This window comes from Neisseria chenwenguii (genome assembly GCF_002216145.1).
Lineage (GTDB): Bacteria > Pseudomonadota > Gammaproteobacteria > Burkholderiales > Neisseriaceae > Neisseria > Neisseria chenwenguii.
This window is the reverse complement of record NZ_CP022278.1, coordinates 984,330-1,009,737: the sequence shown is the minus strand read 5'-3', so window position 1 is coordinate 1,009,737 and position 25,408 is coordinate 984,330. Positions and strand designations below refer to the sequence as shown.

At 50.7% G+C, this 25,408-nt stretch carries 28 protein-coding genes; 25 read left to right on the top strand and 3 right to left on the bottom strand.

The features are described 5' to 3' along the window. Nucleotides 1–87: 87 nt before the first annotated feature. Nucleotides 88–540 (bottom strand): META domain-containing protein, encoded by a 453-nt coding sequence (locus tag BG910_RS04985; protein WP_157694031.1) that lies wholly within the window; start codon nt 538–540, stop codon nt 88–90. A 165-nt stretch (nt 541–705) separates the two neighbouring features. Further along, nucleotides 706–843: a hypothetical protein gene (locus BG910_RS12185; RefSeq protein WP_157694030.1), complete on the bottom strand. Its 138-nt coding sequence runs from the start codon at nt 841–843 to the stop codon at nt 706–708. A gap of 295 nt (nt 844–1,138) precedes the next feature. Between BG910_RS12185 and BG910_RS04980 the strand changes: the two genes are divergently transcribed. Together BG910_RS04980 and BG910_RS04975 are read left to right on the top strand one after the other, a co-directional pair. After that, a complete protein-coding gene (locus tag BG910_RS04980; RefSeq protein WP_089035892.1) occupies nt 1,139–1,675 on the top strand; it encodes an alpha/beta hydrolase in 537 nt (178 codons plus the stop codon). A 93-nt stretch (nt 1,676–1,768) separates the two neighbouring features. Further along, nucleotides 1,769–2,041 carry an oxidative damage protection protein gene (locus BG910_RS04975; protein WP_089035891.1) on the top strand — a complete coding sequence of 91 codons (273 nt, stop codon included), beginning with the start codon at nt 1,769–1,771 and terminating at the stop codon, nt 2,039–2,041. Between the two features lie 68 nt (nt 2,042–2,109). Here BG910_RS04975 and BG910_RS04970 read toward each other — a convergent pair whose 3' ends face one another. Beyond that, nucleotides 2,110–3,693, bottom strand: a complete 1,584-nt coding sequence (locus BG910_RS04970) for an L-lactate permease (RefSeq protein WP_089035890.1) — start codon at nt 3,691–3,693, stop codon at nt 2,110–2,112. Nucleotides 3,694–4,394: 701 nt separating this feature from the next. Between BG910_RS04970 and BG910_RS04965 the strand changes: the two genes are divergently transcribed. The 23 genes from BG910_RS04965 (at nt 4,395) to BG910_RS04855 (ending at nt 25,117) form a co-directional block, all read left to right on the top strand. Next, on the top strand, nt 4,395–5,030 hold the full coding sequence (locus BG910_RS04965; RefSeq protein WP_089035889.1) for a lytic transglycosylase domain-containing protein: 636 nt from the start codon (nt 4,395–4,397) through the stop codon (nt 5,028–5,030). A 69-nt stretch (nt 5,031–5,099) separates the two neighbouring features. Then, on the top strand, nt 5,100–5,414 hold the full coding sequence (locus tag BG910_RS04960) for a TrbC/VirB2 family protein (protein ID WP_123805455.1): 315 nt from the start codon (nt 5,100–5,102) through the stop codon (nt 5,412–5,414). 17 nt (nt 5,415–5,431) lie between these two features. After that, nucleotides 5,432–5,866 (top strand): VirB3 family type IV secretion system protein, encoded by a 435-nt coding sequence (locus BG910_RS12760; RefSeq protein WP_089035887.1) that lies wholly within the window; start codon nt 5,432–5,434, stop codon nt 5,864–5,866. Further along, nucleotides 5,766–8,180 carry a VirB4 family type IV secretion/conjugal transfer ATPase gene (locus BG910_RS04950; RefSeq protein WP_089035886.1) on the top strand — a complete coding sequence of 805 codons (2,415 nt, stop codon included), beginning with the start codon at nt 5,766–5,768 and terminating at the stop codon, nt 8,178–8,180. Before BG910_RS12760 ends, BG910_RS04950 begins: the two co-directional genes overlap by 101 nt. Before the next feature lie 86 nt (nt 8,181–8,266). After that, nucleotides 8,267–8,932, top strand: a complete 666-nt coding sequence (locus BG910_RS04945; RefSeq protein ID WP_089035885.1) for a type IV secretion system protein — start codon at nt 8,267–8,269, stop codon at nt 8,930–8,932. A gap of 59 nt (nt 8,933–8,991) precedes the next feature. Further along, on the top strand, nt 8,992–9,909 hold the full coding sequence (locus tag BG910_RS04940) for a type IV secretion system protein (RefSeq protein WP_089035884.1): 918 nt from the start codon (nt 8,992–8,994) through the stop codon (nt 9,907–9,909). 22 nt (nt 9,910–9,931) lie between these two features. After that, nucleotides 9,932–10,126 carry a hypothetical protein gene (locus BG910_RS04935; protein WP_089035883.1) on the top strand — a complete coding sequence of 65 codons (195 nt, stop codon included), beginning with the start codon at nt 9,932–9,934 and terminating at the stop codon, nt 10,124–10,126. Nucleotides 10,127–10,144: 18 nt separating this feature from the next. After that, nucleotides 10,145–10,618: a hypothetical protein gene (locus BG910_RS12180; RefSeq protein ID WP_123805464.1), complete on the top strand. Its 474-nt coding sequence runs from the start codon at nt 10,145–10,147 to the stop codon at nt 10,616–10,618. Nucleotides 10,619–10,683: 65 nt separating this feature from the next. Next, nucleotides 10,684–10,806, top strand: coding sequence for a hypothetical protein (locus tag BG910_RS12970; RefSeq protein WP_269766461.1), 123 nt, complete (start codon nt 10,684–10,686; stop codon nt 10,804–10,806). Continuing rightward, nucleotides 10,806–11,522 carry a virB8 family protein gene (locus BG910_RS04925; protein ID WP_089035881.1) on the top strand — a complete coding sequence of 239 codons (717 nt, stop codon included), beginning with the start codon at nt 10,806–10,808 and terminating at the stop codon, nt 11,520–11,522. Before BG910_RS12970 ends, BG910_RS04925 begins: the two co-directional genes overlap by 1 nt. A 19-nt stretch (nt 11,523–11,541) precedes the next feature. Then, entirely contained in the window at nt 11,542–12,387 is an 846-nt protein-coding gene (gene virB9, locus BG910_RS04920; RefSeq protein WP_089035880.1) for a P-type conjugative transfer protein VirB9, read from the top strand. After that, nucleotides 12,384–13,703 (top strand): type IV secretion system protein VirB10, encoded by a 1,320-nt coding sequence (virB10, locus tag BG910_RS04915; RefSeq protein WP_089035879.1) that lies wholly within the window; start codon nt 12,384–12,386, stop codon nt 13,701–13,703. The genes virB9 and virB10 overlap by 4 nt, the downstream gene beginning before the upstream one ends. A gap of 52 nt (nt 13,704–13,755) precedes the next feature. Beyond that, on the top strand, nt 13,756–14,850 hold the full coding sequence (locus BG910_RS04910) for an ATPase, T2SS/T4P/T4SS family (RefSeq protein WP_089035878.1): 1,095 nt from the start codon (nt 13,756–13,758) through the stop codon (nt 14,848–14,850). Between the two features lie 38 nt (nt 14,851–14,888). Beyond that, the gene (locus BG910_RS04905; RefSeq protein WP_089035877.1) at nt 14,889–15,200 is read left to right on the top strand and encodes a hypothetical protein; all 312 of its coding nucleotides are present in this window, start codon (nt 14,889–14,891) and stop codon (nt 15,198–15,200) included. 396 nt (nt 15,201–15,596) lie between these two features. Continuing rightward, complete coding sequence (locus BG910_RS04900; RefSeq protein ID WP_089035876.1) at nt 15,597–15,965, top strand: single-stranded DNA-binding protein; 369 nt, start codon at nt 15,597–15,599, stop codon at nt 15,963–15,965. Between the two features lie 65 nt (nt 15,966–16,030). After that, nucleotides 16,031–18,049: a type IV secretory system conjugative DNA transfer family protein gene (locus tag BG910_RS04895; RefSeq protein ID WP_089035875.1), complete on the top strand. Its 2,019-nt coding sequence runs from the start codon at nt 16,031–16,033 to the stop codon at nt 18,047–18,049. A gap of 60 nt (nt 18,050–18,109) precedes the next feature. Continuing rightward, nucleotides 18,110–18,379 (top strand): type II toxin-antitoxin system RelB family antitoxin, encoded by a 270-nt coding sequence (gene relB / locus BG910_RS04890; RefSeq protein ID WP_157694029.1) that lies wholly within the window; start codon nt 18,110–18,112, stop codon nt 18,377–18,379. Then, nucleotides 18,376–18,573 carry a hypothetical protein gene (locus BG910_RS04885; protein WP_089035873.1) on the top strand — a complete coding sequence of 66 codons (198 nt, stop codon included), beginning with the start codon at nt 18,376–18,378 and terminating at the stop codon, nt 18,571–18,573. Before relB ends, BG910_RS04885 begins: the two co-directional genes overlap by 4 nt. After that, nucleotides 18,557–18,838 (top strand): type II toxin-antitoxin system RelE/ParE family toxin, encoded by a 282-nt coding sequence (locus BG910_RS04880; protein ID WP_089035872.1) that lies wholly within the window; start codon nt 18,557–18,559, stop codon nt 18,836–18,838. Before BG910_RS04885 ends, BG910_RS04880 begins: the two co-directional genes overlap by 17 nt. A gap of 119 nt (nt 18,839–18,957) precedes the next feature. Next, the gene (locus tag BG910_RS04875; protein ID WP_089037144.1) at nt 18,958–21,228 is read left to right on the top strand and encodes an LPD7 domain-containing protein; all 2,271 of its coding nucleotides are present in this window, start codon (nt 18,958–18,960) and stop codon (nt 21,226–21,228) included. Between the two features lie 375 nt (nt 21,229–21,603). Next, complete coding sequence (locus BG910_RS04865) at nt 21,604–23,313, top strand: hypothetical protein (protein WP_089035870.1); 1,710 nt, start codon at nt 21,604–21,606, stop codon at nt 23,311–23,313. Between the two features lie 73 nt (nt 23,314–23,386). Next, nucleotides 23,387–23,908, top strand: a complete 522-nt coding sequence (locus tag BG910_RS04860) for a plasmid mobilization relaxosome protein MobC (protein ID WP_089035869.1) — start codon at nt 23,387–23,389, stop codon at nt 23,906–23,908. A 63-nt stretch (nt 23,909–23,971) separates the two neighbouring features. Beyond that, nucleotides 23,972–25,117 (top strand): relaxase/mobilization nuclease domain-containing protein, encoded by a 1,146-nt coding sequence (locus BG910_RS04855; protein ID WP_232462239.1) that lies wholly within the window; start codon nt 23,972–23,974, stop codon nt 25,115–25,117. Nucleotides 25,118–25,408: the final 291 nt, after the last annotated feature.

Sequence of the window (25,408 nt, the reverse complement as noted above, 5' to 3'; positions counted from 1 at the left end):
TTGTTTGAATGAAAACAAACGTTCGTCCGTCATCCCTGTTTGCACAGGAATGGCGGATGAACGTTTCTGTTTTTTTTTTCGACGGCACTAAAACCGTTCAAACGTCCAAACCGAGCCATTCGGCGCGTTGAGTATCAGCGTTTTGCTTTGCTGCTGCAAACGGTAGGGTACTTTTTGCTCTTGTACGGCTTGGGCAAACGCGCTTTCCAGTTGGTTGGATAGTTTGTCGGTGCAGGCCATCAGCGTGGAAGTCATGGTGCCGATGTTGAGGGTATTGCGGGCAATACGGGCGTTGAAATATGTGTTGTTGCAGCCGATTTTTGCGCGGGCGCGCGGCAGTTCGCTTAAGTCTAAATAATAGCGGGCGGCGGCGGGCAGGGGCTTACCGTCGATTGCCGTCAGCCGCCATTGGGCTTTTACGGCGGCATGGGCAGGCTCGGCGCCGTTGGCAATGGGATCGGGCGGTGTGGACGGCTGTTTGGCAGGTGCGGTGCAGGCTGCCAGTGTGAATACGATGAGAAGAGGAGATAGAGTGCGCATGAGTTTTCCTTTCACATAGAACATTTTTGAATTCTAACTCAAATATTTGGCTGGTGGAAAGGCAGACATCTGCACGGTATTTTTCAGATTTCAGGCCGTCTGAACAACAAAAGAAAACGGCTGTTTGAACATCGCGGTTCAAACAGCCATCGGCATTTTGAATGCTTAGATACCTGAAGCAGGTTGCTGTACGGCAGGTGCGCTGCTTTGAGTTTCCGGCATAGAAGTGTCGGCGGTTTTAGAACAAGCAGTCATTGCGAACAGAGCAGCCAGAGCGGCAGCGGCCATAGCGGTTTTTTTCATGAAAATTCTCCTGATTTGGAAGTTACGGAAAAGCGCTGCAAGTCAAATACGGCGCAGGGCTATGGTATCGGGGCGGGGCGTTGCAGTGTGTCCCGTTTTTGTAAAACTTGTTTTATACTTTTGCGGCGGCCGGCGCCGGGTTAAAGAGTTCGGCGCATCAGATTAAAGTTTTGTCTGATTTTTGAAAAAGTTTAATCATGCCATTTGAAAGTTTAATAAAACGCAATCCGCACACTTTTTCAGACGGCCGCTTTGTTATACTTACTTCAGGCCGTCTGAAAAACAGGAATCCACCATGCTTACCACTCGCGACCTTGAAGATTTGACCCTGCTGCTCGTGCGCGATGCCGCCGAACCCGAAATGTGGATCGACCGCTGGGCGCTCAGCTATCCCGTCATTGAAACCGCCGAAGTTTCGCGCGGGCAGCGTTTGGAACAATGGCAGACCGAAATTCAGACGGCCTTCAGCCGCGCAGGCTCGGGGCGCGTGGCAGCAGTAGCGCACGGCGTAGGCGTTTTTGCCTTGCTGGCCTGGCTTTACCGCGCCGATATCCAAGCGCGCGCCCGTTTGTGCAACGTGATTTTGGTTTCTCCAAACCCCGACGCGCTGCCCGACGATGCGGAACATACATTCCAAAAAGTGCGCATTCCCTGCCGTGCCGCGCTGGTCGTCGGTGAGAGCGGCGGCTGTCCGCACGACTGGGCAGCGGAGAAAGCAGCGCTTTGGAACGCACGCCTCTTGGTGTCGCCGCATTCAGGCCGTCTGAACGGCGCGCTCGGCGGTTGGCAGTGGGGCATGAAACTGATGCAGGAAATGCTGTTGAGCCGTTAGTTTTCAGACGGCATTGTCTCGCGCCGCATTGGTTTTTCAGCCGTTTCGCTATAAAATAAGGCCGTCTGAAACCCGCACACAAAGGAACAAACCATGACCCGCATGGTGAACTGCGTCAAACTCGGCAAAGAAGCCGAAGGCATGAAATTCCCGCCGCTGCCCAACGAATTGGGCAAACGCATTTTTGAAAACGTTTCCCAAGAAGCATGGAACGCGTGGACGCGCCACCAGACCATGCTGATCAACGAAAACCGCCTCAGCCTCGCCGACCCGCGCGCGCGCGAATATCTGGCGCAGCAGATGGAACAGTATTTCTTCGGCGACGGCGCGGATAAAGTGCAGGGCTATGTGCCGCCCGAAGCGTAAGGTTTTGGGTCGAAAATAAAGGCCGTCTGAAAACTTTGGTTTTCAGACGGCCTTTTTGCTTTATCCGTTTACATAAAGAAAATCATCGCAACTACTACCGCAATCACGCCGTAAATCGCCATCGGAATCACGGTTTTCTTGATAATCGCGCCTTCGGAATTGTGTACGTTCACCACGGTACACACGGCGATGATGTTGTTCAGACAAACCATGTTGCCCATTGCGCCGCCGACCGACTGGAGGGCGAGAATCAGGGTTACGGAGAGGCCGGTATCGACGGCGATTTGCTGCTGAATCGGGCCGAAGGTCAGGTTGGATACGGTGTTCGAGCCGGAGAAGAATGCGCCGATTGCGCCCAGATACGGCGAGAAGTAAATCCAGTTGTCGCCGGCCATGGCGGCAAATTCTTTACCGATGATTTTTACCATTGAGCCGTCACCGCCGACCATCATCAGTTTGACCATAATCAGCGCGCCCATCAACGCCAGCAGCGGTTTTTTGGTTTGATGGAAGGTCGCGGCATAGAAAGACCAGGCGTCTTTAAACTTGGTTTTGTAAAGCGCGATGCAGATCCATACGGTAAACACAAACGGAATCCACGCGGGAACGTACAGGGTTTGATATTTTTCGGCCACACCGGTACCGAAAATATCGGCGAAGATAATGGTCAGCGACTGGGTAACGGTAATGTCGCTCAAACCCGGCAATGAGAAGCTGAACCAGGGTTCGCTGCTGGTCAGAAGACCTTTGATGCCGAGCTGTTTGATGCGGGTCACGACCAGCATGCCGATCAGCATCCCCAGAGGCGCCAGCGCTTTGGCAACTTGGACAAACGGCACTTTTTCGACGCCGGCGTCTTTTTGGTAGTCTTTGCTCAAACCCCAGCCTTTGTTGGCGGCAAATACGGAAACCATCAGGCCGATGGCGCCGGCCACCAATGACGGGAATTCGTCGTTGACCAAGGCGAGCAAAACATACGGAATGGTGCAGGAAAACACGCTGATGCCGATGAAACCGAGATTTTTGCGGATTTCCTCCCGGGGCACGATAAAGCCCAGGCCGATGACGGGAATGATAAAGCCCGCAAAGAAATGCATGATGCCGGTTTGTTTACCGATTTCCAGAACGGTTTCGGGGCTGAGGTTGAGCGGGGCGAAACCGAACCAAGTCGGCGTACCTACCGCGCCGAACGACACGGGAACAGAGTTCATCACCAGCGTGAAAACCGCGACTTTCAGCGGATTGAAGCCCAGGCTCATCAGAATCGGCGCGGCAATCGCAGCCGGCGTACCGAAACCCGACGCGCCTTCAATCATAAAGGCAAACGCCCAGCCGATAATCATCAGCTGTGCCACGGGATTGGGGCTGATGGTGGCCAGCCATTTGCGGATCACGTCGATACAGCCGGTGGTTTCCATCATGCGGTTGAACATAATCGCGCCGAAAATCACGGTAATCGGGGTCAGCGTCGAAACCAGACCGGATGCGGCGGTGGCGTTGAGCAGCATAAAATCGTCGCCGAAGTAGGCGATTTTGATGCCGTAAATCAGCGCAGCCACCAGCGGCAGCGCGATGTAGGAAGGCATGCTGTTTTTCTTGACCATCAGCCAGATCAGCAGCACGATGGGAGCAATACTGAGGAAAAGTTCCATAAATTATCCTTTTTGACGCAGCGGATTTCAACCGCCGAAAGGCCGTCTGAAAACGGCTTGGATTTCGGAATAAATTGGTTGTACCAATTTACCTTTAACGGCAGTTACTTTAAGTAATTTAATGTAATCGGTCAAGCGGTTTGTTAACCGCCATATCGAAAACCCAATACAGGTAAGCCTTCGGCTCGGCGTGAAGCGTCAGGATGTTCATAATGATACGGGTTATGGCTTGATACTATTTTTCATAGCAGCCAACCGTGCCGTCTGAAAAATGCAATAAGGCCGTCTGAAAACTGCTGCGGCAGTAATTTTCAGACGGCCTGACATCTTGGGGATGTAAGATTGGTTGGGTCTGACGCTGTAACCGGGCGTCGGTATGCCGGATGTTGTGTTTCAAATGCCGGCCGGCAATAAAAATGAGCCTGGACGTTTGTTCAGGCTCATTTTTTTATCTGGTGGGTCGTGAGCGATTCGAACGCTCGACCAACGGATTAAAAGTCCATAATATAAAATATAACTGATTGTTTTTAAAAAAGAGTGAAGCCTGCAACTTCAATATAAAACAGTACAATTCAGGTACTTTCAGTCACAAATTTGGCACACAGTTTTAGTACATAGAAATAATGCAGAAGCAATATTTAAGCCCTTTGTTTGGAGGGCTTTAAATATTGCTTTTTTATTTTTTTCCAACAGGAGGTTGAATGAAGTATGTTTTGATGGCGATGATTTTTACCGCATCAGCGGCTCAGGCGGAAAGGCTTACCTTTCCGCAATATGCCGCTTTAGTCGAGAAATACGCAGCAGCCCAGCGTCTTGACCCGAACATGATTTGGGCGGTGATGGGACGGGAAAGCTCGGGAAACCCGAATGCCTTATCACATAAAAACGCACGCGGCCTGATGCAGATTATTCCACCCACGGCAGCGCGTATGGGGGTCAATCCCAAGTATCTCTACCATCCTGAGCCAAACCTGATTGCAGGCACGCGCTATCTGCGTTTTTTGTGCAACCGTTACCCTGACCGTAACCACCCGACGGGCTGCAACATGGATTTGGTCTTAGCCGGATACAACGCCGGTGAAGGTGCAGTCGACAAATACCGGGGCATTCCGCCTTATGCTGAAACGCGAGCGTATGTGAAAAATGTCAAATACCGCTATGCACGGTTGAGTAAGAATTCTGTGCTGATGGCTGCTGCTTATGTTCAGCCTTCGCCTGCCAAATCTGCTGTCAAATTGAAGACGGAGAATGTTGCGGTTGCGGCGGAAACGGCAAAGGCTGTTCCGGTAGCCATGAAACGCCGGCATGAAGCGTGGGACGTGTTTCAAGAATTTTAAGTGTGGCCTTCGGGCTTTTTTTGTTGCCGCTTTATGCGGCTTTTTTTGTTTTTTTAAAGGAAAAAAATTATGATGAATCTCATCAAAAAGGCAGCAAATAACCATAAAGCTATTGCGGTAACTTTGTTGATTTCAGTCGCTCAGATTGCAATGGCAGATGGTTTTAGTGACGCAAATGGGGCGGCAACAAAATTTCGTACTGGGCTTTATACATTTGTCGGTATCTTGTTCAGTATTACTCTGTTATGGGCATTTTTTCAGGCGCGTGGCGGTCGTAAATCATGGCAAGATATTTTAGAAGAATGCTTATACATTGTTGGTGCGGGTGCTTCTATTGCGCTTGTAGCTTGGTTATTTGCAACAGGCGGTAAAATGAGCTTCTAACTCAAAAGGTTTCTCACATGCAAAGAGAAGATATTCATACCGAACATCATACATTTAATGCCTTGAGCCGTCAGGCAATGGTTTTGGGAATTCCGCTTCCTGCGGTGGCAGCTTGTGGATTTGCAGGTATGATGGCAGCTTTGGTGCTTATGCCCTTCCTTCAAGGAAGGGCTTTGTTTTTCCTGCTGCTGCCGCTGCCGTTTTTGGCATTCCTGCATACCATATGTGCCAACGATGACCAAGCTCTGCGGATTTACTTTTATGAAGTGAAGTATTTCCTACGCCGCCGCAATGCCAAAATGTTCAATGGCACCAATACCATTCTCGCCACGAAATTCGGGAGACAACACAGTGATTATCAGCGATTTTTTGAGCAACGCGCTAAAGGCGCAGCCCGCGCAGTCGGATTTTCTACCGAAAGTCTGCCAACACGTTACAAACAACATCGTTAACTACAAAACCGGCCATTTGGCTTTTGTTATCCGTATGGAAGGCTTGCCTTTCGACGGAGTGGACGACAAACATTTGTTCGCGTCATTTGTCGGTTTGCGTAACCTGCTGGCCGGCATGGGCAAAACATTGGGCAACCGTTTGGCAGTATGGGGGACGCTGCAACGTCAAAAAATCGTATTCGACCGCGAATACGGTTTTCAGACGGCCTTCACGCGCCAGTTTACCGACAAATACCTGAAGCGTTTCCAGGAAGCGGATTATTACGAAAACGTCTATCACCTGACGGTTTTGATTAAAACCGACTACTTGGATTCGGGTATCAAAGAAGCAGAAGAGCAGATTCAGATTCTGATGCGCTCGCTTGAGCCATACGATCCGTATCTGCTGACGGCCTATCAAAACGAAAACGGCGTGCCTTTTTCTGAAGTGTACAGTTTCTTCGGTAGCCTGATTAACGGCACATATGAAGAAATTCCGCTGTCTGCGGTGGATGCGTATCAGACCATTGCCGGTAGTAATCTGCATTTCGGTTCGGATTTGTGCGAAATCCGAACCCAAAGCGGTATGCGTAAATTTGCGCAGATGTTCGACTTGAAAGACTTTGGTATCAGCAAGCCGAAAATCCTCACGTCCATTCTGCGCTTGCCGTGTGAATTTACTTTTACACAAAGCCTTGTGTTCATCAATCCGTATGAAATGCAGGGTGAAATCCGTAAACAGTTGAACAATCTGAATTCGGTAAATGATAAAGCTACCGGGCAGATTAAAGAGCTGGAACATGGCCAAGGTCTGCTGACTTCAGGTGAGCTGATGTTTGGTGATTATCATGCGGCTTTGGTAGTTTACGGTAAAACTGCGGAAGAAGCGGCAGCCAACGGTGCGCGTGCCTACTCCACATTTTTGAACTCGGGCGGCTACCGTTTTACTAAAGCCGGTTTGTCCGCTCCTGCGACGTTTTTTAGTCAAGTGCCGGGAAGTCGTGAAAAACCGCGCTCTTTTCCTAAAACGACCACCAACTTTGCAAGTACCTTCGGTATCCACAACTACTCGCACGGTAAGAAATTGGGTAATCCGATTGGAGACGGTACGGCGATTATGCCGCTGCAAACCACGTCTAAGACGATTTACGATTTTAACTTCCATTTTTCCAATCCGAAAGAAGACAACGTTGGCGAAAAAATCGCCGGCCATACACTGATATTGGGGGCAACCGGTACGGGCAAGACCACGCTGCAAACCTCAATGATGGCGTTTACCGAACGTTTCAGGCCGCATATGTTTGTGATGGACTTAGACAGAGGCATGGAAATCTTTATCCGAGCTATTGGTGGCTCATACTTCGCACTTGAAGCAGGCAAGCCAACCGGCCTGAACCCGTTCCAACTGCCTGACACGCCGGTTAACCGTGAGTTTTTATATAACTTGGTGGGTATGTGCGGCGCAGACGAGAACGGAAAACTCACGGCTACGGAAGAGAAAGAAATCCAGTTTGCTGTGGATACCGTGTTCAGCCTGGACTTTGAAAACCGTCATTTCAGCCATTTGCTGCAATCCATTCCTATCAGCCCCGACCCGAATTCATTACGCGTCCGTTTATCGAAATGGTGTCGCAGCGAAGACGGCCGTTTTGCATGGTGCTTGGACAACCCGACCAATCTGTTTGACCCAGAGCAGTTTTACCGTGTCGGATTCGATCTGACAGATATTCTGAAAGATAACTACCCTCCCACCGGGCCGGTATTGGCGTATATGTTCCACCTGCGCAATATCATGCTGGACAAAGTCGCTAAGGAAAACGGCCTCTTGGCAACGATTGTGGAAGAGTTCTGGTGGCCGGCACGTTTCCCTGTTTTGCAGGACGTTTTGTTGAAAGGCTTAAAAACCGACCGGAAACGTGATGGTTGGCTGATTTTGGTTTCACAATCACCGGAAGACGCGATTAACTGTCCGATTTTTGCGGCGATTGTGCAGCAGACACCGACCAAAATCTTCCTGCCCAACCCCGACGCGGAATATGAAAACAGCTATCAACGCTGCGGTCTGACTGAAAAAGAGTTTGACGAACTGGTCAAGCTCTCACTGGAAAGCCGCACGTTCTTGGTGAAACAGTCGAAGCAGTCGGCATTTGCTATGCTGGATTTATACGGTTTTCAAGATGAAATGGCTTTCCTTTCCGGCTCGTCCGACAATGTAGAGCTTTTGCATCGCGTAATGGAAGACGCAGGCAGCGAAAATCCCGAAGTCTGGTATCGCCCGTTTGTGGAGGCATTACAGGAACGCCGTGCTGCGAAGAGAAATGCGCGTGCGGCTTAATCGTGCTTCCAATCCAACCAAGGCCGTCTGAGTTTCAGACGGCCTTTTCTTTCACCGCTTGAAGCGGTTTTTTTAGTAAGGAGCTTATGATGCAAATCAAATTAAAGAAGACGGTGGCAATGATTCTGCTTTCCGCTGGTATGGCAGTTGTGCCGCTGACGGTTTCGGCAGGTATCCCTGTCACTAACCCACTGCAACTTGCACAAGATGCGGCTAATTTTGTAAAAGAAATGGACGAATACGCCAAGCAACTTACCCAAATGAAAAAACAATACGAACAGCAGGTCAAACAGTTCAAATCCATGACCGGTTCGCGTAATTTGGGCAACATTCTGAAAGATGCGGTGAAAGACCAAGTACCGTCTGAATGGAGTGTGATTTATCAGGGAGCGAAAGACATTGACTATAAGTCGGTGATTAACAGTAAGGGTTATGATTCAAAGGCGGCTGACCGTATGGCTGTAAAAAACTTGCAGGATATGGAAGAAGTTTTCAAATCGACAAAAACTCAATTGGACAGTCTGACCGTCATGATGAATCAGATTAACCAAACCCAAGATATGAAGGCTGCGGCCGATTTGCAAAACCGTATTGCGGTGGAACAGGCGAAGATTGCCAATAATCAGACCAAGCTGGATATGTTAGACCGCCTGTATGCAAGGCAGAAAGAAGTGGAACAACGCCGTTATGCTTCTCGTGAAGCGTGTATGGCACGACATATCCGTGACGGTAACTATTCTGCCTGCAATTAATCACTGCTTGGTTAACCTGCACCCGCCAGCTTCGGGTGCAGTCTGATAAAGGTTAAATTATGGCTCATACAACATCTGCATTTTCTGATATTGCCAACAGCCTTTTAAACGGTATGGGCAGCGATTTGTTTTCCAAGTCAGGTGATCTGATTAGCGGTATTGCACCGTTTTTTCAGACATGCTTTGGCATCTATATGCTTTTGGTAATATTTGATTACTACAATCGTGGTCTTGATGAGAAAGTGATAGATTTAGGCAAACGCATGGCAGGTTGGCTGGTTATTATTGCTTTTGCATTTAATGCCAGCCAATACCTGAAACTGGCCAAGATGCTATGGATGCTGCCTGAAAACCTGAGCGGTTTATTGGGTACGCAAGAATATACTGCCAGCGCATTAGATACGCAGAGCAATAATATTTTGCTCATGATGGAGAATATTTTTGCCTATGCGGCTGAACTTGATATGCTTCAAGCATCAGATAAACTGATGCTCTATGCTGGTGGTTCAGTTGCTGTCGTATTGGCCTATTTGTTCTTTCTCATCACCTTTGCTTATTACCTGATTGCCAAATTGTCGTTGGCTATGGTAATTGTTATCGGGCCGTTATTTATTGGAGCCATGCTGTTTCCCGCAACGCGGCAATGGGGGATGAACTGGATAGGACAAGTTCTGAATTACTCAATTACGGTGGTATTTTTTGTTATTTTGGGTGCTTTACAGAATGATTTCTTCAAGAACCATTTGGAAAATGCAGTTGTCGGAGATATTACTTCTCTTGCACAGGTAATGGGATTGATACCACTCTTTCTCCTATCTACAGCGATTTTTATTTTGGTTGCTTGGAGCATTCCTTCAATTGCATCGGCTTTGACAGGGGGAGCTTCGGTTAACGGATTCAGCAGAACCATTTCTTCTGTGGCGCGATGGGCAAAAGGTGTGAAACTATCGAGCCGAAACAGTGTCAAATCTGAGTAGTGTTGTTTTAAAGGAAATTATCATGACTTTTGTAACAAAACTTCTTTTATGGATGTTGCTGCTCAGTATGGCAACCCTTGTATTGACCGGAATTTTTGGCAATGCGCAGGAAAGTAGCTTGGCACCTATTGCGGGATTATGCGCAGGGTTATCATTTTGGGCCTTAATCATAAAGCTGCTTATTGATCGCCCTTCGTCTGTTCGTATTGAGAAATAAATCAAATAAGGACTGTATATGCGTTATGAAAAAGTAAGTAGGATTTCTTCCGTTGCTTTATTGTGTTTGGGTTTATCTGCCTGCGCCCAACTTTCAGACGGCCTTCAGGCTGTGAATGATACTTTGGCCAAAGCCAATTCGGGTTTGGGCGCATTATCCGGCAGTTCCTCGGATAAATTTTCTTTACCGGATAAAATTACTGCACAATATGAAGTACGGAATCTGACGGTTTCGTTGGTAACGGTTGGTAGGGATACCTCCGCCATGTTTACCGGGCAGGCTTATAACAAAACGAAAAAGCGTATCCGTATTATGGTTTCTATTCCTGTTTACGACCCTCAAGGTTATCATTCCCGTAATATCCAAACAGAATTTACCATTCCGGCTAACGAAAAAATCAGAATCGACACAACGGATAACTATGCGCTTGATCCTTCCAAAGGAGAAAAGCCAAATACGGCCAAAGCGACTTATCGTGTTGATGTATTCTAAAACCTTCAGTAAGAAACACCTCCCTGTGAGGTGTTTTTTTACGTCTTCAGCAAAGGAAAATCCCCATGAAAACATTTCTCCTTATTACCCTTACTGCAGCCGTGCTGTGTGGCTGCTCGAGCAAAAAACCGCCGAAGCCCCGTGGTTCGGCGTTTCCGATTAACGTCACGGTTCAAGGAGTTAAATAATGGCTCAAGCAGGCAACAATAAAGCGGCAGGCCAAGCCGTGAACAATAAAATGGCCACGGAATTCATCAATGCGGCCAAGGCATTTGAAAGTGCGGAAATCGTGCGTGTTCACAAGTCAGCCAAGATTGCATGGCGTATCTGCGGTGCATGTCTGTTGATTACCGGTTTGTCCGTGGGCGCGGTAGCCGGACTGACACCGCTGAAGGAAACACGGCCGTATGTGGTCAAGGTGGATAACAATACCGGTTTGACTGAAATTGTGACTGTCATGAAAACACAAGAACAGAGCTACGGTGAAGTCATCGACAAGCATTTCCTGAACAAATATATCCAATACCGTGAAAGCTATGATTGGGTAACGATTCAGGACAGTTACGATGCAACCATGTTGATGAGTTCGCCTGAAGTTCAGGCGGCTTACGCTCAAATCTACAACGACAATCCGCAGGCTCCGCACAAAATCCTGAAAAATCAATACAAGGTTGTAGCAAAAGTGAAGGCCATCACCTTTATCGGCAAAACTGCGCAAATCCGCTTTGAAAAACGCATGATTCCGGTAACGGGTGATTTGAACCAAGAGATTCCGGTACAGAACATGATTGCCACTGTCGGCTACGAGTATGTCAGCCAGCCGATGAGTGAAGAAGCGCGCCGTATCAATCCACTGGGCTTCCAAGTGAAGAGCTACCGCGTCGATCCGGAAACCGCGCCTTAAACAAGAGAAAGGGTAATCGATGAAATTCAACAGCAAATCAGCAGCATGGGTATTGGCGGCGGTGCTGTCGGCAGGTGCGTCGGCGGCAGTCGTGCCGACCGGCTCGGCGAAAGACGGCCGCATTCAGACGGTAATGTACAGTCCTAACGATGTCGTGCATATCCGTGCGCGTGTGGGCAATGCGGTTTTGGTGCAGCTTGAAGAAGGTGAACGCCTGAGCGGTGATGATACAACCGCCTTGGGCATGGGGGATGCGGATGCTTGGAAGCTGTCGGTGAAGGGCAACAACATCATCTTCAAACCAGCTGCTGCTTCGCCCGATACCAATATGATTATTACTACTAACAAAAAGCGGACTTATGTGTTCGATTTGTCCACTTCAGCACCGAAAGGTAAAAAAGCGCAGGCAACGACTTATGTTTTACGTTTCGTCTATCCGGATACAGCGGCCTACAAAGCCCGTGCCGAAGCGCAGAAACACGCACGCGCTTTGGAGCGTTTGAAACAGGCCGGGCAGCGGCCGAACGCCAAGCACAATTATGATTATTGGGGTAAAGGCGACAAAGCCCTCGCACCGACAGCGGCCTACGACAACGGCCGCTTTACTTATTTCAGCTTTGATAACGGCCGCGAGCTGCCGCTGATTTACAAAGTGATGGAAGACGGTACGGAAGCCCTGCTGAATAGCCATGTCGACGGTGATACGGTGGTGGTTCACGAAACGGCTAAGCAATATATGCTGCGTTTGGGCAAATTGGTGCTGGGTTTGGAAAACCGGGGCTATAACGAAAAAGGTTCGTTTAATCGCACCGGCGCGGGCAAGCGTGATTTTGTGCGTCTCACGAAACAGAAGGAAAGCAAATGAAACTGAACATTTTCAACAAATTCAAACGCAAAAAAACAGACCCGGTTGATGACAGCAATACGGTTTCAGATGGCAATTTTACCGAGCCGGAGACGCTGGCTGAAACGGTCAAAAACGAGAAAGTAGAGCCGGGTATGCCGCTCAACTTCGATACGTCTTCACCCAACAGCAATATGCGTAAAGTGGCATTAGCCGGTGTTGGACTGATTGCCGTCGGGGTAGTGGTGTCGGGCTTAATCGGTATGACCGGCGGAGAAGACGAAGCACAGACTGCTGAAACACAGGCAGCCTCCGAACCTAAGGTCACGCAGAGTAAAGATTTTAACCGGGATAAAGAAGAAATGGCCATGATGGACGCGCAGGCAGCTTCCGAAGTACCACCGGAAGTAGTAGCTTCTGCACCGGTTGCAGCAGCTTCGCAACCGGTTGTCAGCCAGCAGCCGGTTGAACAACAGCCTGTTGTGCAGGCCGATTACGATAATACCCAACCTGCCGAAACCGTTTCACCCGAAAAAACTGCCCGGGATCGTAAATTGGGCGGTGATGTGTTGGTGAATGCCGATTCGGGTTTGGCTACGGCTTCGTCCGGCGGAAGTTCTTCAGACGGCCAAGTTATGTCGATGAGCGGTTCAAGCTCTTCAGACGACAGCGAAGGTGGTTCTTCAGGCAGTGGTTTTGCTTCACGCCTGAATCCGACCGTAACGGATTCCGTTCAGGCACAACAGCGCGGCGATAGCAGCTATCTGCTTTCGAAGGGCACCAATATCCGCTGCGGTTTAGATACCAAAATCGTCACCACTCAACCGGGCTTTACCCGCTGTATCGTGTCGAAAGACGTGTATTCCGCCAACGGTCAAACGCTGCTGATTGAACGCGGCAGCAAGGTTATCGGCGAACAGACTTCCGCTTTGCTGCAAGGTCAGGCGCGTGTGTTTGTGTTGTGGAACGAAGTCGAAACACCTTCAGGAGTGAAAGTGTCTTTACGCAGTCCGGGCGCAGGTTCGTTGGGTGAAGGCGGCCACGGTGCGTATGTGAATTATCATTTTTGGCGGCGTTTCGGCGGTGCGATGATGATCAGTCTGATTGGCGATGCCACAGACAGTCTCAACAATCGCACAACTTCCGGCAACAATAACAATGTTACTTACGAAAATTCGGTGGATTCGGCGCAGCAGATGGCAACCGAAGTCCTGAAAAACAGCATCAACATTCCGCCGACCGGCACGATTAATCAGGGTTCGCTGATTAACATCATGGTGGCGCGCGATGTCGATTTCAGTAATGTTTACGAATTGGTCAATCCCTACGGATACTGATTCAGATGGCCTGCCTGAAAGGGCAGGCCGTTTCTTTTTTGCAGGAAAAAACATGAGTTATATCCAATCGGACGCAACCGTCCGCAACCTGTTGCATAAAACCGGTTTAGACGTTTATCTGAATACCGAAGGCGTAACCGAAGTCATCATCAACCGCGCAAACGAAGTATTTTTGGAAACATCGGCCGGTTTTCAGCGGATTGAAGACGAACGCCTCAGCCTGCCGGTACTGCAACAGTTATCCGTTGCGCTGTGTACCTACAACAGTAAACACATCAATATGGAAAATCCGATTCATTCGGTAACGCTGCCCGACGGTGAGCGCGGCCACATTATGATTCCACCGTCGTGTGAAGACAAAACCATCGTGTATGCCTTCCGTAAACCCTCCAAAACACGCTTTTCTTTAGATGACTATATCGACAGCGGCCGTATTGCTGGATTTAAGGATGTAGCAACATATGCTAGTTTTTCAGACGGCCTGAATAGAACCGAAATTGACGGCAGCCGCTTCCGCGACACAGCCGATAAGATGAAGTTACCGCACGACGTACCGCTGGCCGATTGGCAATATGAAATGCTCCATCACAAAGCCAACCGCGACATGAATGCGTTTTTTGAGCTGGCCGTGAAGCACAAGCTGAACATCTGCATGGTGGGCGGAACAGGTTCGGGCAAAACGACATTCACGAAAGCGATTGCCGATATGGTGCCGTCTGAAACGCGGATTATCACACTCGAAGACACACACGAACTGGACTTGCCCAATCATTCGAACCATGCCCACTTGTTCTACAAAGGCCACATCACCGCCAAAACACTGATTGCCGCCTGTATGCGTCTGAAACCTGACCGTGTGTTTCTGACGGAGCTGCGCGGTGATGAGGCGTGGGATTACCTCTCATTGCTCAACACCGGACATCCGGGCGGTTTGACTTCGGTACATGCCAACGACGCACGCAGCGTGCATTACCGCATTGCACAGTTGGCCAAAGAATCAGCTACCGGCCAGACAATGGATTACGACTACATTCTCAATTCGGTGAAGTCCACCATCGACATTGTGGCCTTTTTCGATAAAACCTACATGACTGAGCTGTATTACGACCCCGTTGAAAAATTCTATGCCATGCGCGGCCGTCTGTAACGGCCGCTTTTTTACGAACTTTAAAAAGGAGTGGTGCAATGAACCATGCTGAAGGAAAAGCGGCAGTTTCTTCTGTTGCCGGTAAAACAGAGAGCTTGATGGAATATCTGAATCATTTGGGTGTTTTGGAAAACCGGCAGTACAACGCGACAGAGAAGCAACTGATGGCATCTGCTGCCGAAGCGTATTTCCAGACGTTCCGGCGCAGCAAAACCTTTTTGGAAGTGGCCAGAAAGCACAGGAAAGATGCCAAGCAGCCACATCCGGGCAGCAGCCCGGAATATATTTCGGGTATGAAATCTGCGTTAGAAAAAGCTTTGGCTCAAAATTCTGAATCGGACGGTTGGTAATCTTGGAAATAAGGATCATCAGGAAAAACCGTTGCTGCTTCATTTGCCAGCATTATCCAAAAGTCCATACCTTGACTGTCGGGAAATTTACAGCGTTCCTCCGGCGACGGCATATATGACTTCAATGTCCAAATAATCTTTTCGATGTCATCACTGTTGCCTTGAATACATTTGATGGTTTGCAACATTAAAGAAGTAGAAAGCTCTATCTGCATGGCTGCACATAGGCTGTTTCCCTCCAACTCATCAACTTTTTTTCTCTAACTCGGCTAATTTCCGGTGCATTAACCTGTTTTCAGTCAGAAGTGCCTGTAAAAAAGCAGCCGCAGAAACATTCAATTTGTCGTCATTCTTTGCCATTTCACAGTTTCCAAATCAAAAAGAAAGGATTTTATTATGCCATACCTGAACCGTATCGAAGTGATGGGCAATTTGGGCAAAGACCCGGAATTGCGCTATTTGGCCAATCAAACACCGGTAACCACCATATCCCTAGCCTACACCGAAAAATGGCGCGACAAGGCCACCAACGAGCCGCGCGAGCGTATCGAATGGTTTACCGTCGTGCTGTACGGCAAACAGGCGGAAACGGTCTGCCGCTATATGAAAAAAGGTGACTGTCTGTGGGTGGCCGGTAAGATGCAGTCGCGCCGCTACGACCATCAAGGTGTTGAGAAAACGGTGTATGAAATCATCGCCGGGGAAATGCAGATTATCCATACCAAGCAGCAGGGAGAAACGGCAGCCGGTTTGGATTATCTGTAAGGCCGTCTGAAAAAAACCTGTAACCGTATGCCCGCCCCGTGCGGGCTTTTTTAATGGGGTAAAAGATGAAAAACAAGTTTTTCGGTCTGCTGGCCGCACTGGGTATCTTCGTGCCGTTCGGCTTGGCCGGTGGTCTGTATTTGGGCAGTACCGTCATGACAACATGGCTGAGCCTGAAAGCGGAGCCGTCCGTCGGTATGCTGTACCGCTACTGGCACTATTACGACCGTTTGAAGCCGGGTGCTCAGACGGCCTTTGAGGTATCGGCCTTTATTGCGCTGCTGATTCCGGCTGTGACGGCAGTCATCATTTGTGCGGCGGTGCTGATGAAGCCCAAGCGCGAACTGCACGGCTCTGCGCGGTTTGCCAAACGTTCGGAAATCGCCAAACACGGCCTTTTGAAAAAGAAGTTTCAGGGCGATGAAGAACCGGATTTACTGATCGGTAAATACGGTAATGATTATCTGCGCTGGGTAGGAAACGAGTTTCTGTATCTGGCTGCACCGACCCGTTCGGGCAAAGGTGTGGGCATTGTGATTCCCAACTGCCTGCACTACCGCGACAGCATGGTCGTTTTCGACCCGAAACTGGAAAATTTCCTCATTAGCGGCGGCTACCGTGCAGAACACGGTCAAGAAGTGTTTCTGTTCAATCCGGCCGGCCGTATGCCTGAGCATGAGCGTAATCCCAATGCGCCTTTGGTGTCGCACCGCTGGAATCCCTGCACCTATATCCGCCGCAATCCGGTTTACACCTACAAAGACGTGAAAGACATTGCCGCCATCATGTATCCGAAACCGGTCAAAGACAGCGGCAGCGCGACTTTCTTTCAGGAATCGGCGCAAAACCTGTTTGCCGGTTTGCTGCTTTACATGATTGAAACCGAAAACGAGCGCGATCTTTCTCTTCAGGAAAACAAAACCACGTTGGCCAATCTGTTCCGCCTCACCACACCTTCAGACGGCCACACGTTGGCCGAATGGATTAAAGACGAGGTCATGCTGCGTGACCAACAACCGCAGACACGCTTGAGCCAAAACTGCCGCACCCTGCTGATGGGCTTTGCCAACGGCAACGCCAAGACCGGTGCCGATATTTTGGCCACGCTGACCGCCCCTTTGGGTATCTTCATCGACCCCGTGGTAGAAGCGGCCACCAGCGGCGACGATTTCTATCTCGATGAAGTACGCAAAAAGCGGATGACGGTTTATATCGGAATCGTACCAACGGAAACGGCGGTTTTTTCACGGCTGACCAACCTGTTTTTCAGCCAATTGGTTTCGGTAAACGTGCAGCAGGGTTTGCCGTCCAACAATCCCGACAGTCTGAAATACCAATGCTGCCTGCTGATGGATGAATTTACCGCTTTGGGCGTAATACCGGCGATTCAGCACGGCGTGTCCTACATCGCCGGTTACGGCTTGCGGCTGCTGCTGATTATCCAAACGCCGTCCCAAGTTACCGATTTGTACGGGCGTGACGCGACGCGCACCTTCTTCACCAATTTCGCTTGCCAAATCGTTTATCCGCCGCGCGAACAGACCGACGCGGAGGAGTACAGCAAGCTGATAGGCTACGAGACCTACAAAGCCAAATCGGTTTCACGTTCGGCGGGCAAACTCGGCAGCCGCAGCACCAGTACCAGCGACCAGCGCAGGGCGGTGATGAATCCGGACGAACTCAAGATGATGCCCAAAAGCGACTGCATCATCAGTTTGGGCAACAGCCGGCCGGTTTACGCGCAAAAAATCGTGTATTACCAAGACCCGGTTTTCAGCAAACGCGCCAACCGGCCGCTGCCGGTGATTCCGCCTTTGGATGTTCGTACAGTGAATAAGGTAAGTGCAGCGATACCGAAAGCTGAATTTGTACCACCGGAAGCGTTAGACAGCTTCCATTGGGCAGATGCGTCCAATGCGGAAGACATCGCCCGTTCGCTGCTGAGTGTCCTCATCCCGCCGGGCAGCCCGCCGGATTACGTCGCCCAACTGGTGCCGGTAATCGCGCAAAACTGGGGCAGCGGCAGTCTGGACTTTATCGCCAAGATACTGAAAGACACATCAGATACCGTGGCGGCCGCCTAGGTTTAAGGGGCTGATTGTTTTTCAGACGCCTGACGGTTTGATTGCCTGACAAGCAGAAACTTGTTACCATCAGTTGAAAATCAGCCACCGCAGGCGGTGGGAAACAGCAATAATTTAATAATTTGGAGAATGATTATGAGCAATGTTGTACTGGATTATCGGGTTTCCGAATTCGACACTCAGCAACAGGCCGATGATTATGATGTTTGGTTTCGCCAAAAGGTTGAAGAAGGTTTGAAATGCAAAACCTTTCATACCCATGACGAGGTGATGGAACGCCTACGTCAGCGACGTGAGAATACATATACCCAAATTGAGAGATTATTATGAATACTGCAACATTGGATAACCGGATTTCCGAATTCGACACTCAACAGCAGGCTGACGACTATGAAGCATGGCTGAAGAAAAAGATAGAAGAGGCTCGAGTTTCACCGACAGTCAGTCATGAAGAGGCAAGGGTGCATTTTGCAGCTAAGCGTACTGAGCGCATAGTGAAGTTGAAAAATGCCGCTGCTTCTTGATTGGACAAAATCCGCCTTGACAGATGTGGATGAAATCGTTGATTTCATCTTTTCTGAAAATCCGGCAGCGGCATTTGAGTTTGAACAACTTGTTCAGGAAAGTGCCAATAACCTTGTACATATGCCCTATATAGGCAGGAGCGGTCGGATTGAATATACCCGCGAGCTGATTTTTCATCCCAACTATTTTATTGCCTATGAGATGGAGGGAGGAAAAATTAAAATTCTCCGTGTCCTGCATACAAGAAGAAAATATCCTGAATAATTCTGAAGCCTGCAAAACAGTTTGCAGGTTTTTTATCGACCGAATTATCGGGGTTCAGCCTATCGACAGGCCGTCTGAAAATGATTTTTTCAGACGGCCTTTTTCTTTTGGAGGAAAACATGAGCGACATCGACAACATCCGCAGTGCCTTGAGCTACATCGACCCGCACGACCGCGACGACTGGTGGCACGTCGGAGCGGCGGTCAAAGACGAATTGGGCGAAAACGGTTTCGACCTGTGGGACGAGTGGTCACAACGCGGCGACAGCTATTCCGCCCGAGATGCGAAAACGACATGGAAAAGCCTGAAGCCGGGTATGTGGCACATTGAAACCGTTTGGAAAATGGCCCGGCAAAACGGCTGGAAGCCCGATAAACCATACACGCCGCCGAGTGCCGAAGAAGTGGCGCAGCGCAAAGCGGAATCGGAAGCAAGGCGGCAGGCGGCAGAGGCCGAACGGCAGCGCACGTGGCAGAAAGTGAAAGGTACGGCGCAGACGGTTTGGAAAAACAGCCGTCCGGCCGATTTAACTCATCCGTATTTGTTGGCCAAAGGCATTACCGACGCGGCCACTGTTGCCGGTCTGCGTTTAAACGAATACCAAGGCGACATTAATTTGGTGATTCCGGTGCTGTACGGGCGCGAAATCGTCAACCTGCAATCCATCAACCAAGACGGCGGCAAACGCTTTTTGTCAGGCGGCCAGGTAGAAGGCGGCTATGCCTTTATCGGCAAATCGGAGGACGTGGACAACGGCGTGGTATTGGCCGAAGGTTATGCGACTGCCGCCAGCATTCATCAGGCAACAGGCAGACCGGTCATCATCGCCTTTAACGCCGGTAACATGGTGACGGTAGCCGAGCGGCTTTCCCAAACGCTGCCCGAACAGGTGCCGGTGGTGATTGCGGTGGATAACGACGCGTCGCAGACCGGTATCAAAAAGGCACGGCAGGCCGCAGAATTCTTCAACGGCCGCGCGGTGGCGGTACAGCCCGAATTTACCATGACGCAGATTCAGCAGTTCCAAAAAGGCAAAGGCGTGGACGAAAAAGGCCGTCCGCCGCTGCCGAGCGATTTTAACGATTTGCACAATCTGGCCGGAATCGAAGCCGTGCGTGCGGCATTTGAAAACCGTTTCAGACGGCCTGAGCCGAGTCCCGAGCCTTCCCAAACAGCAGGCAACACCGAATCCGATATTCCTTCACAACAGGAGCAGCAAATGAAAACCGAAACCCGAGCCGCAACAGCGGCAGAGACCAACAGCATCGAATTTGACGGCCGCACACAGGAAACCGAACGTTCAGGCCGTCCTGAAGAGCATGAGCAAAACCAACCGCAGCAAAAAGCGGCCGGCGAAACCGCCAAAACAACAAACACCCCAAAGCCCGATGTTCAAACCGCACCCATGCCGTCTGAACAGGCCAAAAAAGCGGTTTTGGATTTGGAATACCGTATCCCCGACACCCTTAAAACGCGTTATCACGCGATTGGCGGCAAGTTTTATTCCGCCGCCGACGGCAAAACCGTACTGTTTGAAGACAAAGGCCGACAACTTAAAACTTCGCTGCAAGATCCGCAAACCGTGAAAGATATGCTGGAAGTGGTCAAGGCCAAAGGTTGGGACAACATCAAGATTTCGGGCAGCAAGGCATTCAGGCAGATGATGTTTATCGAAGCGGCCGCACAGGGCATTAAAACCAGTGGTTACACGCCGACACAGGCCGATTTGCAGCAGGTGGAAGCCTTGCGCGAACGTTATGCCAAAAACGGCATCGAGCCGGTACTGACGCGCGAGCAGGAGCGGCAGGCAGAGACCGCCAAGCCTGAGCAGGAAAAGACGCAGGCAAAACCTGAACAGGAGCAGGGAGAACGCGTCCATACCGAACCCGACCGCGAAATGCTGGCCGCCGCCGAGCGTTTGAAGGCGCAAAGCACCATGCCGTCTGAAAGCCAAGTCAACTCATCGCCGCGGGCCGATACCGACAACGATGTGCCGATTCACAGCCTCGGACAGGAAGAAGTGCCTGCCGAAGTCGTGCATCAAACCGACAACATGAAGGCTGCTGCTATGGATACACGTTTTGTATCGGCCAAAACCGTCTATACCGAAAAGGCCCAGAAACTCAGTAAAAACGAACAGAAGAAACTGGCGTTTTACGAACGCGGCGTGACGGACACGCTGCGCGGTTTGGAAGGCGATACCCGCACCGACGCGCTGCGTAACTACTACGAGCATACGGCCAAGATGATGAAGGGCGGCAAACTGGATTTGCCGCATCCGATTCAGATTCCTTCACACACACAGACACCGGCAGGACAGAAACCGGCGCTCGAGCAGCAGCCCCGCCACGAACGCAGTCAAGAGCAGGAACCGGAAATTTCACGATAAAAGGAGAAGATTAATGGGTATCAGCAGAAGACTGCATCCGAACCGGCCTGAACACTGGGCAGGCATTCATGTGTTGAAGTGTACGCATTCGTTGAACAGCCGGTCCAAAATCGACTATCTGATGTATTGCGGCGTTTTGAAAAAAATGACGGAAGGCCGTCTGAAAATCCGTGTGTACGGAAGCCGTTACGTATTGACGGAAGGAAGCCGGATCCGATATGCCGGCAGGGACGCGGCGGATAAGGCCGGAGACCGGAATATCGGGAAAGAAACATCATGACTCCGGAAAGTTCCACCGAAATTTGAACGGTTGCGACAATCCGCCCATGCCCGAAGCCGCCGTGCTTCGGGCTGTTTTTTATCCGGGAGTAAGCAATGGAAAAAGAACACGACAAAGACAAACCCGCAGGCAGCCGCCGCATGGAAATTTTACAGCGGTCGTTGGCCAACAAGCAGGCTGCATTCGACGAACGCCTGCAAGCGCATTTCGATGATGTGAAATCCGCCAACGGCCAGCCGCTCAACGACAAACGCAACGGGCAGGCAACCATGAACCGTTGGGAGCGGCAGAACGACGGCCTGCGGTCTATGCAGGAAAGCATAGAAAAAACGCAACGTGCTATTGAGCGAGAACAGCACAAAATCGACAAGGTGGCCGGCACCAAGATTCCCGAATACCTGAAGCCCCTGCTGGAATCGGGCGAAATCAGCCAATGGCGCAAGTATCCGAACCGCTTTTTTGTGAAGGGCGTGGAGAAGGCACGCATCATTTGGTTTGAAGACAAACAGGAATTCGGTTACAGCCATATACAGGGTATCCCACCCGAACAGCGGCTTCTGTTCAAGGAAACCTACGGCAAAATCCGCGCGCTGCACCGACAGGAAAACAGCCTTGAGCCTGTCAAACCCGCAGGCAGCCGTATGGAAATTTTACAGCAGTCGCCGGCCGACAAGCAGGCTGCCAATACGGACAGCCCGTCTGAAAACCTCAAAGCAAACGGATACGGCAGTTTTCTGCCTTTGCCCGACTTTGGTTTGCAGGGGCAAGACCTCAAGGCATTCAAAGCATCTTGGCTCAGGGCGGTGGAAAGCCTGCCGGCGGCCATCGAAAAACAGCGGGAGCGGTTGGCCGCCGCCGGCATTGACGATACCGGTTTGACAGAATACGGCCGGGAAACAGACAGCGGCAGACGCAGCGGCATTACCACAGAGATGACGCAGCAGCGGTTGGCAGACATTACCCGCCATATCGAAAGATTGCGTGACGGGCAAATCAAACCTTCAGACTACATCGGCAGCGGTTACAAAAATCCGCGCCAAACCGCATTTGAAGCAATGGCACGAGATCTGGCTGAGGCTCAGGCGGTGCTGTCGCCGCATATTCCGTATTGCGACGACATCAATGTAAACAACTACCTGCGCCGACAGCTTGAAGCAGAACGGCAAGAACCGCAAAGGCCGTCTGAAAAGCATTATTCGGAAAAAATCATCGACTCGGCGCAACGTTCGCCAGAGGCTGCGGCCGTAGCCTTGGAAGTGCTGCCCGCGCCGCACCTGTGTACGTCGGAGCGGTTTGCCGAATACGCCCGGGTTGTGCCGTCCGATACCGCCCGGCGTTGGGAAGTGCGCCGGCCGGAAGCGGCGGAATACGGCATGAACCGTGCTTTTTCCGACGCGGCCACACCGGAAGGAGCCGTGAAAGACGTACACCACAGAACGGTAAACAACCGTCTGTATCTGGCCGCCGGTAACGGGGCGGAAGAGCCGGACAAAAGCCGATTGCCCCCGGAAAACGTATTGGCCGAATATCCCGAACTGTCAACCCTGTATATGCCGAAGAGCCTGTCCGAACGCTTGCAAACGGCCAAGCAGGAATATGAACGGTTGTTGGCCGGAGGAAACGATACCGACCGCAAACTCGGCCGGTTTATGGAAAGCGGCATGGAAGCGTTGGCCAAGGGGCTGCCTGAACAGACGCAGTTGCAGGTACGCGTCAATTTTTACGAAAACCTAATCAGCCGTATCAATGGAAAGGGCGAACCGGAAAGAACACCTGAGCAGCAGGAACTGTTTGCCGAACGCTGAACAATAGGCCGTCTGAAACCATACCGACCAACCCCGGCAAGATGTTGCCGGGTTTTATTTTGGAACAAACAGCATGACAAAATCTTTGAAAGTATATGGCCTGCCCAAAAACGCAATGGAAAACCTGCGCACCCTGTCCGAAAAGAAATACGGCAGCGCAAATGTTTCCAATTTCGCCAGAGATTTGCTGCTGAAGGCGGCGGAAGACAAGGTAGGCGATACGGACATACCCAAGTATTCGTCCAAACAGGCCAAAACGCGTATGGAACTCAAACTGCCGCCCAAGGTTGCCGCTTGGTTGAACCAAACCGCTGAAGCCCAGCATATGACACCGAATGCAGTTGCCTTGTCCATACTGCTTGAATACATAGATAAAACCCCGGTACTGCTGGGACAGGAAGCAGAAGAACTGCATTCGTCGAATTACCAGCTTCTGCGTATCGGCCGCAACCTGAACCAAATGGTCAAGAAGATGAATTTCGGCGAACCGGCATCGTTAACCTCACAGCACATCGTCGAATTGAAAAACCTGATTGATACACATACCGAAAAAGTCGGCCGCGTATTGCGGGCCAACCGCAAACGGGGGCGTTAACCCGACAGGCCGTCTGAAAATATTTCAGACGGCCTGTTTGTTTGAATGCAGGAGCAAACCGCCATGAGCAGAAAAACCGACGACTGGTTTTTGGGTTACAAAACCCGTGCCGTCAAAGCCAAAAACCAAGGAGCCGTCTATTTCGGCAAAGGCAGACCGTCCAAACCGTTAAAACCCGGCAGCGGTGTCACTAATCTGACCGCTGCCGCCAAGAAACATCCCGAAGTGATGGTCAAAATCCCGAAACGCGTCAGCGGCGGCTCGAAGGGAATGCGCGGGGTACGCAACCACCTCGACTACATTTCCCGCAACGGCAAAATCCAAATCGAGACGCAGGACGGCGAAAAGCTGAACGGTAAAAAAGCCGTGCACCAAATGGTCAACGACTGGAAGAAACTGGGCATTACCGAAGAATCCAAACACAAAGAAGCCCTAAACGTGGTGCTGTCGATGCCCGCAGGCACGCCGCCGCAGGCCGTCCTCAACGCCGCCCGCAAATTTGCCGAAGAACAGTTTGAAGGCCACCAATACGTTTTTGCGCTACATCATGAATCGGAAAAACCGGGCGAACCCGAACACCCCCACGTCCACCTGTGCGTGCTGATGCGGGACGAAACGGGACAGCGGCTCAACCCGCGCAAAAACGACCTGTTCGAGTGGCGGGTTCGCTTTGCCGAAAAGCTGCGCGAAGAAGGCGTGGAGTGCGCCGCCACCAAGCGCGTACACAGGGGCATCGTGCAGAAACCCGAAAAAAGCACCGTGAAAGCGATATGCGAACGCGGCAAATGGAGCAACACCGCCCTGAAGCACGCGCAGGAACTGGTTGCCGCCGTCGGACAGGGAGAGCGGCCGACACACCCTTATCTGCAAAAAGTCCTGCACTCGCGCGGCGCGGTCTTGGAAGAATACGGACAAATCGCCAAAGAACTCTACAAAATGGGGCATAAAACGGAAGCCCGTCTGGTAAGCAAACTGGCGAAAGAAACCGCATCGCAACCGTTCGAGACCAAGGCGCAACAGGCTTACGACTACTACGCCGCCCATCCGTCCGAATTTGAGCGGTACGGAAAAGCGGTGGAAGCCGCCGCCCGCGATCCGCAAAACACGAAACCGGTACAGCCGCCCGTTATGACGGCGGCGGTATCGAAACCGCAACCGGCACCCGAAACGGTTTACCGTCCGCAGCGGGACGACGGCATCGACCGCTGACAGGCCGTCTGAACAAACAGTACGGGTATTGTTTCGGCAATCTGGTGGCTGTATTCCGTTTGGCATTATAGGCCGACGGCTAGTATCTATACCAAGAATCATCTTATACAAAACCAAACCCGATCCCCGAATACGCTACTGCCCGTAGATTAGTTTAACTTTTTCGAGAATTTATTAATTTGCTATAATCTTCTAACTCAATAATCGGATCAAAATGTGGCCAATAAAGTAGGTCAATATACAAATACATTTTAGATTGCTTACTCTAATATTAGGCTGCCTATCTAATTT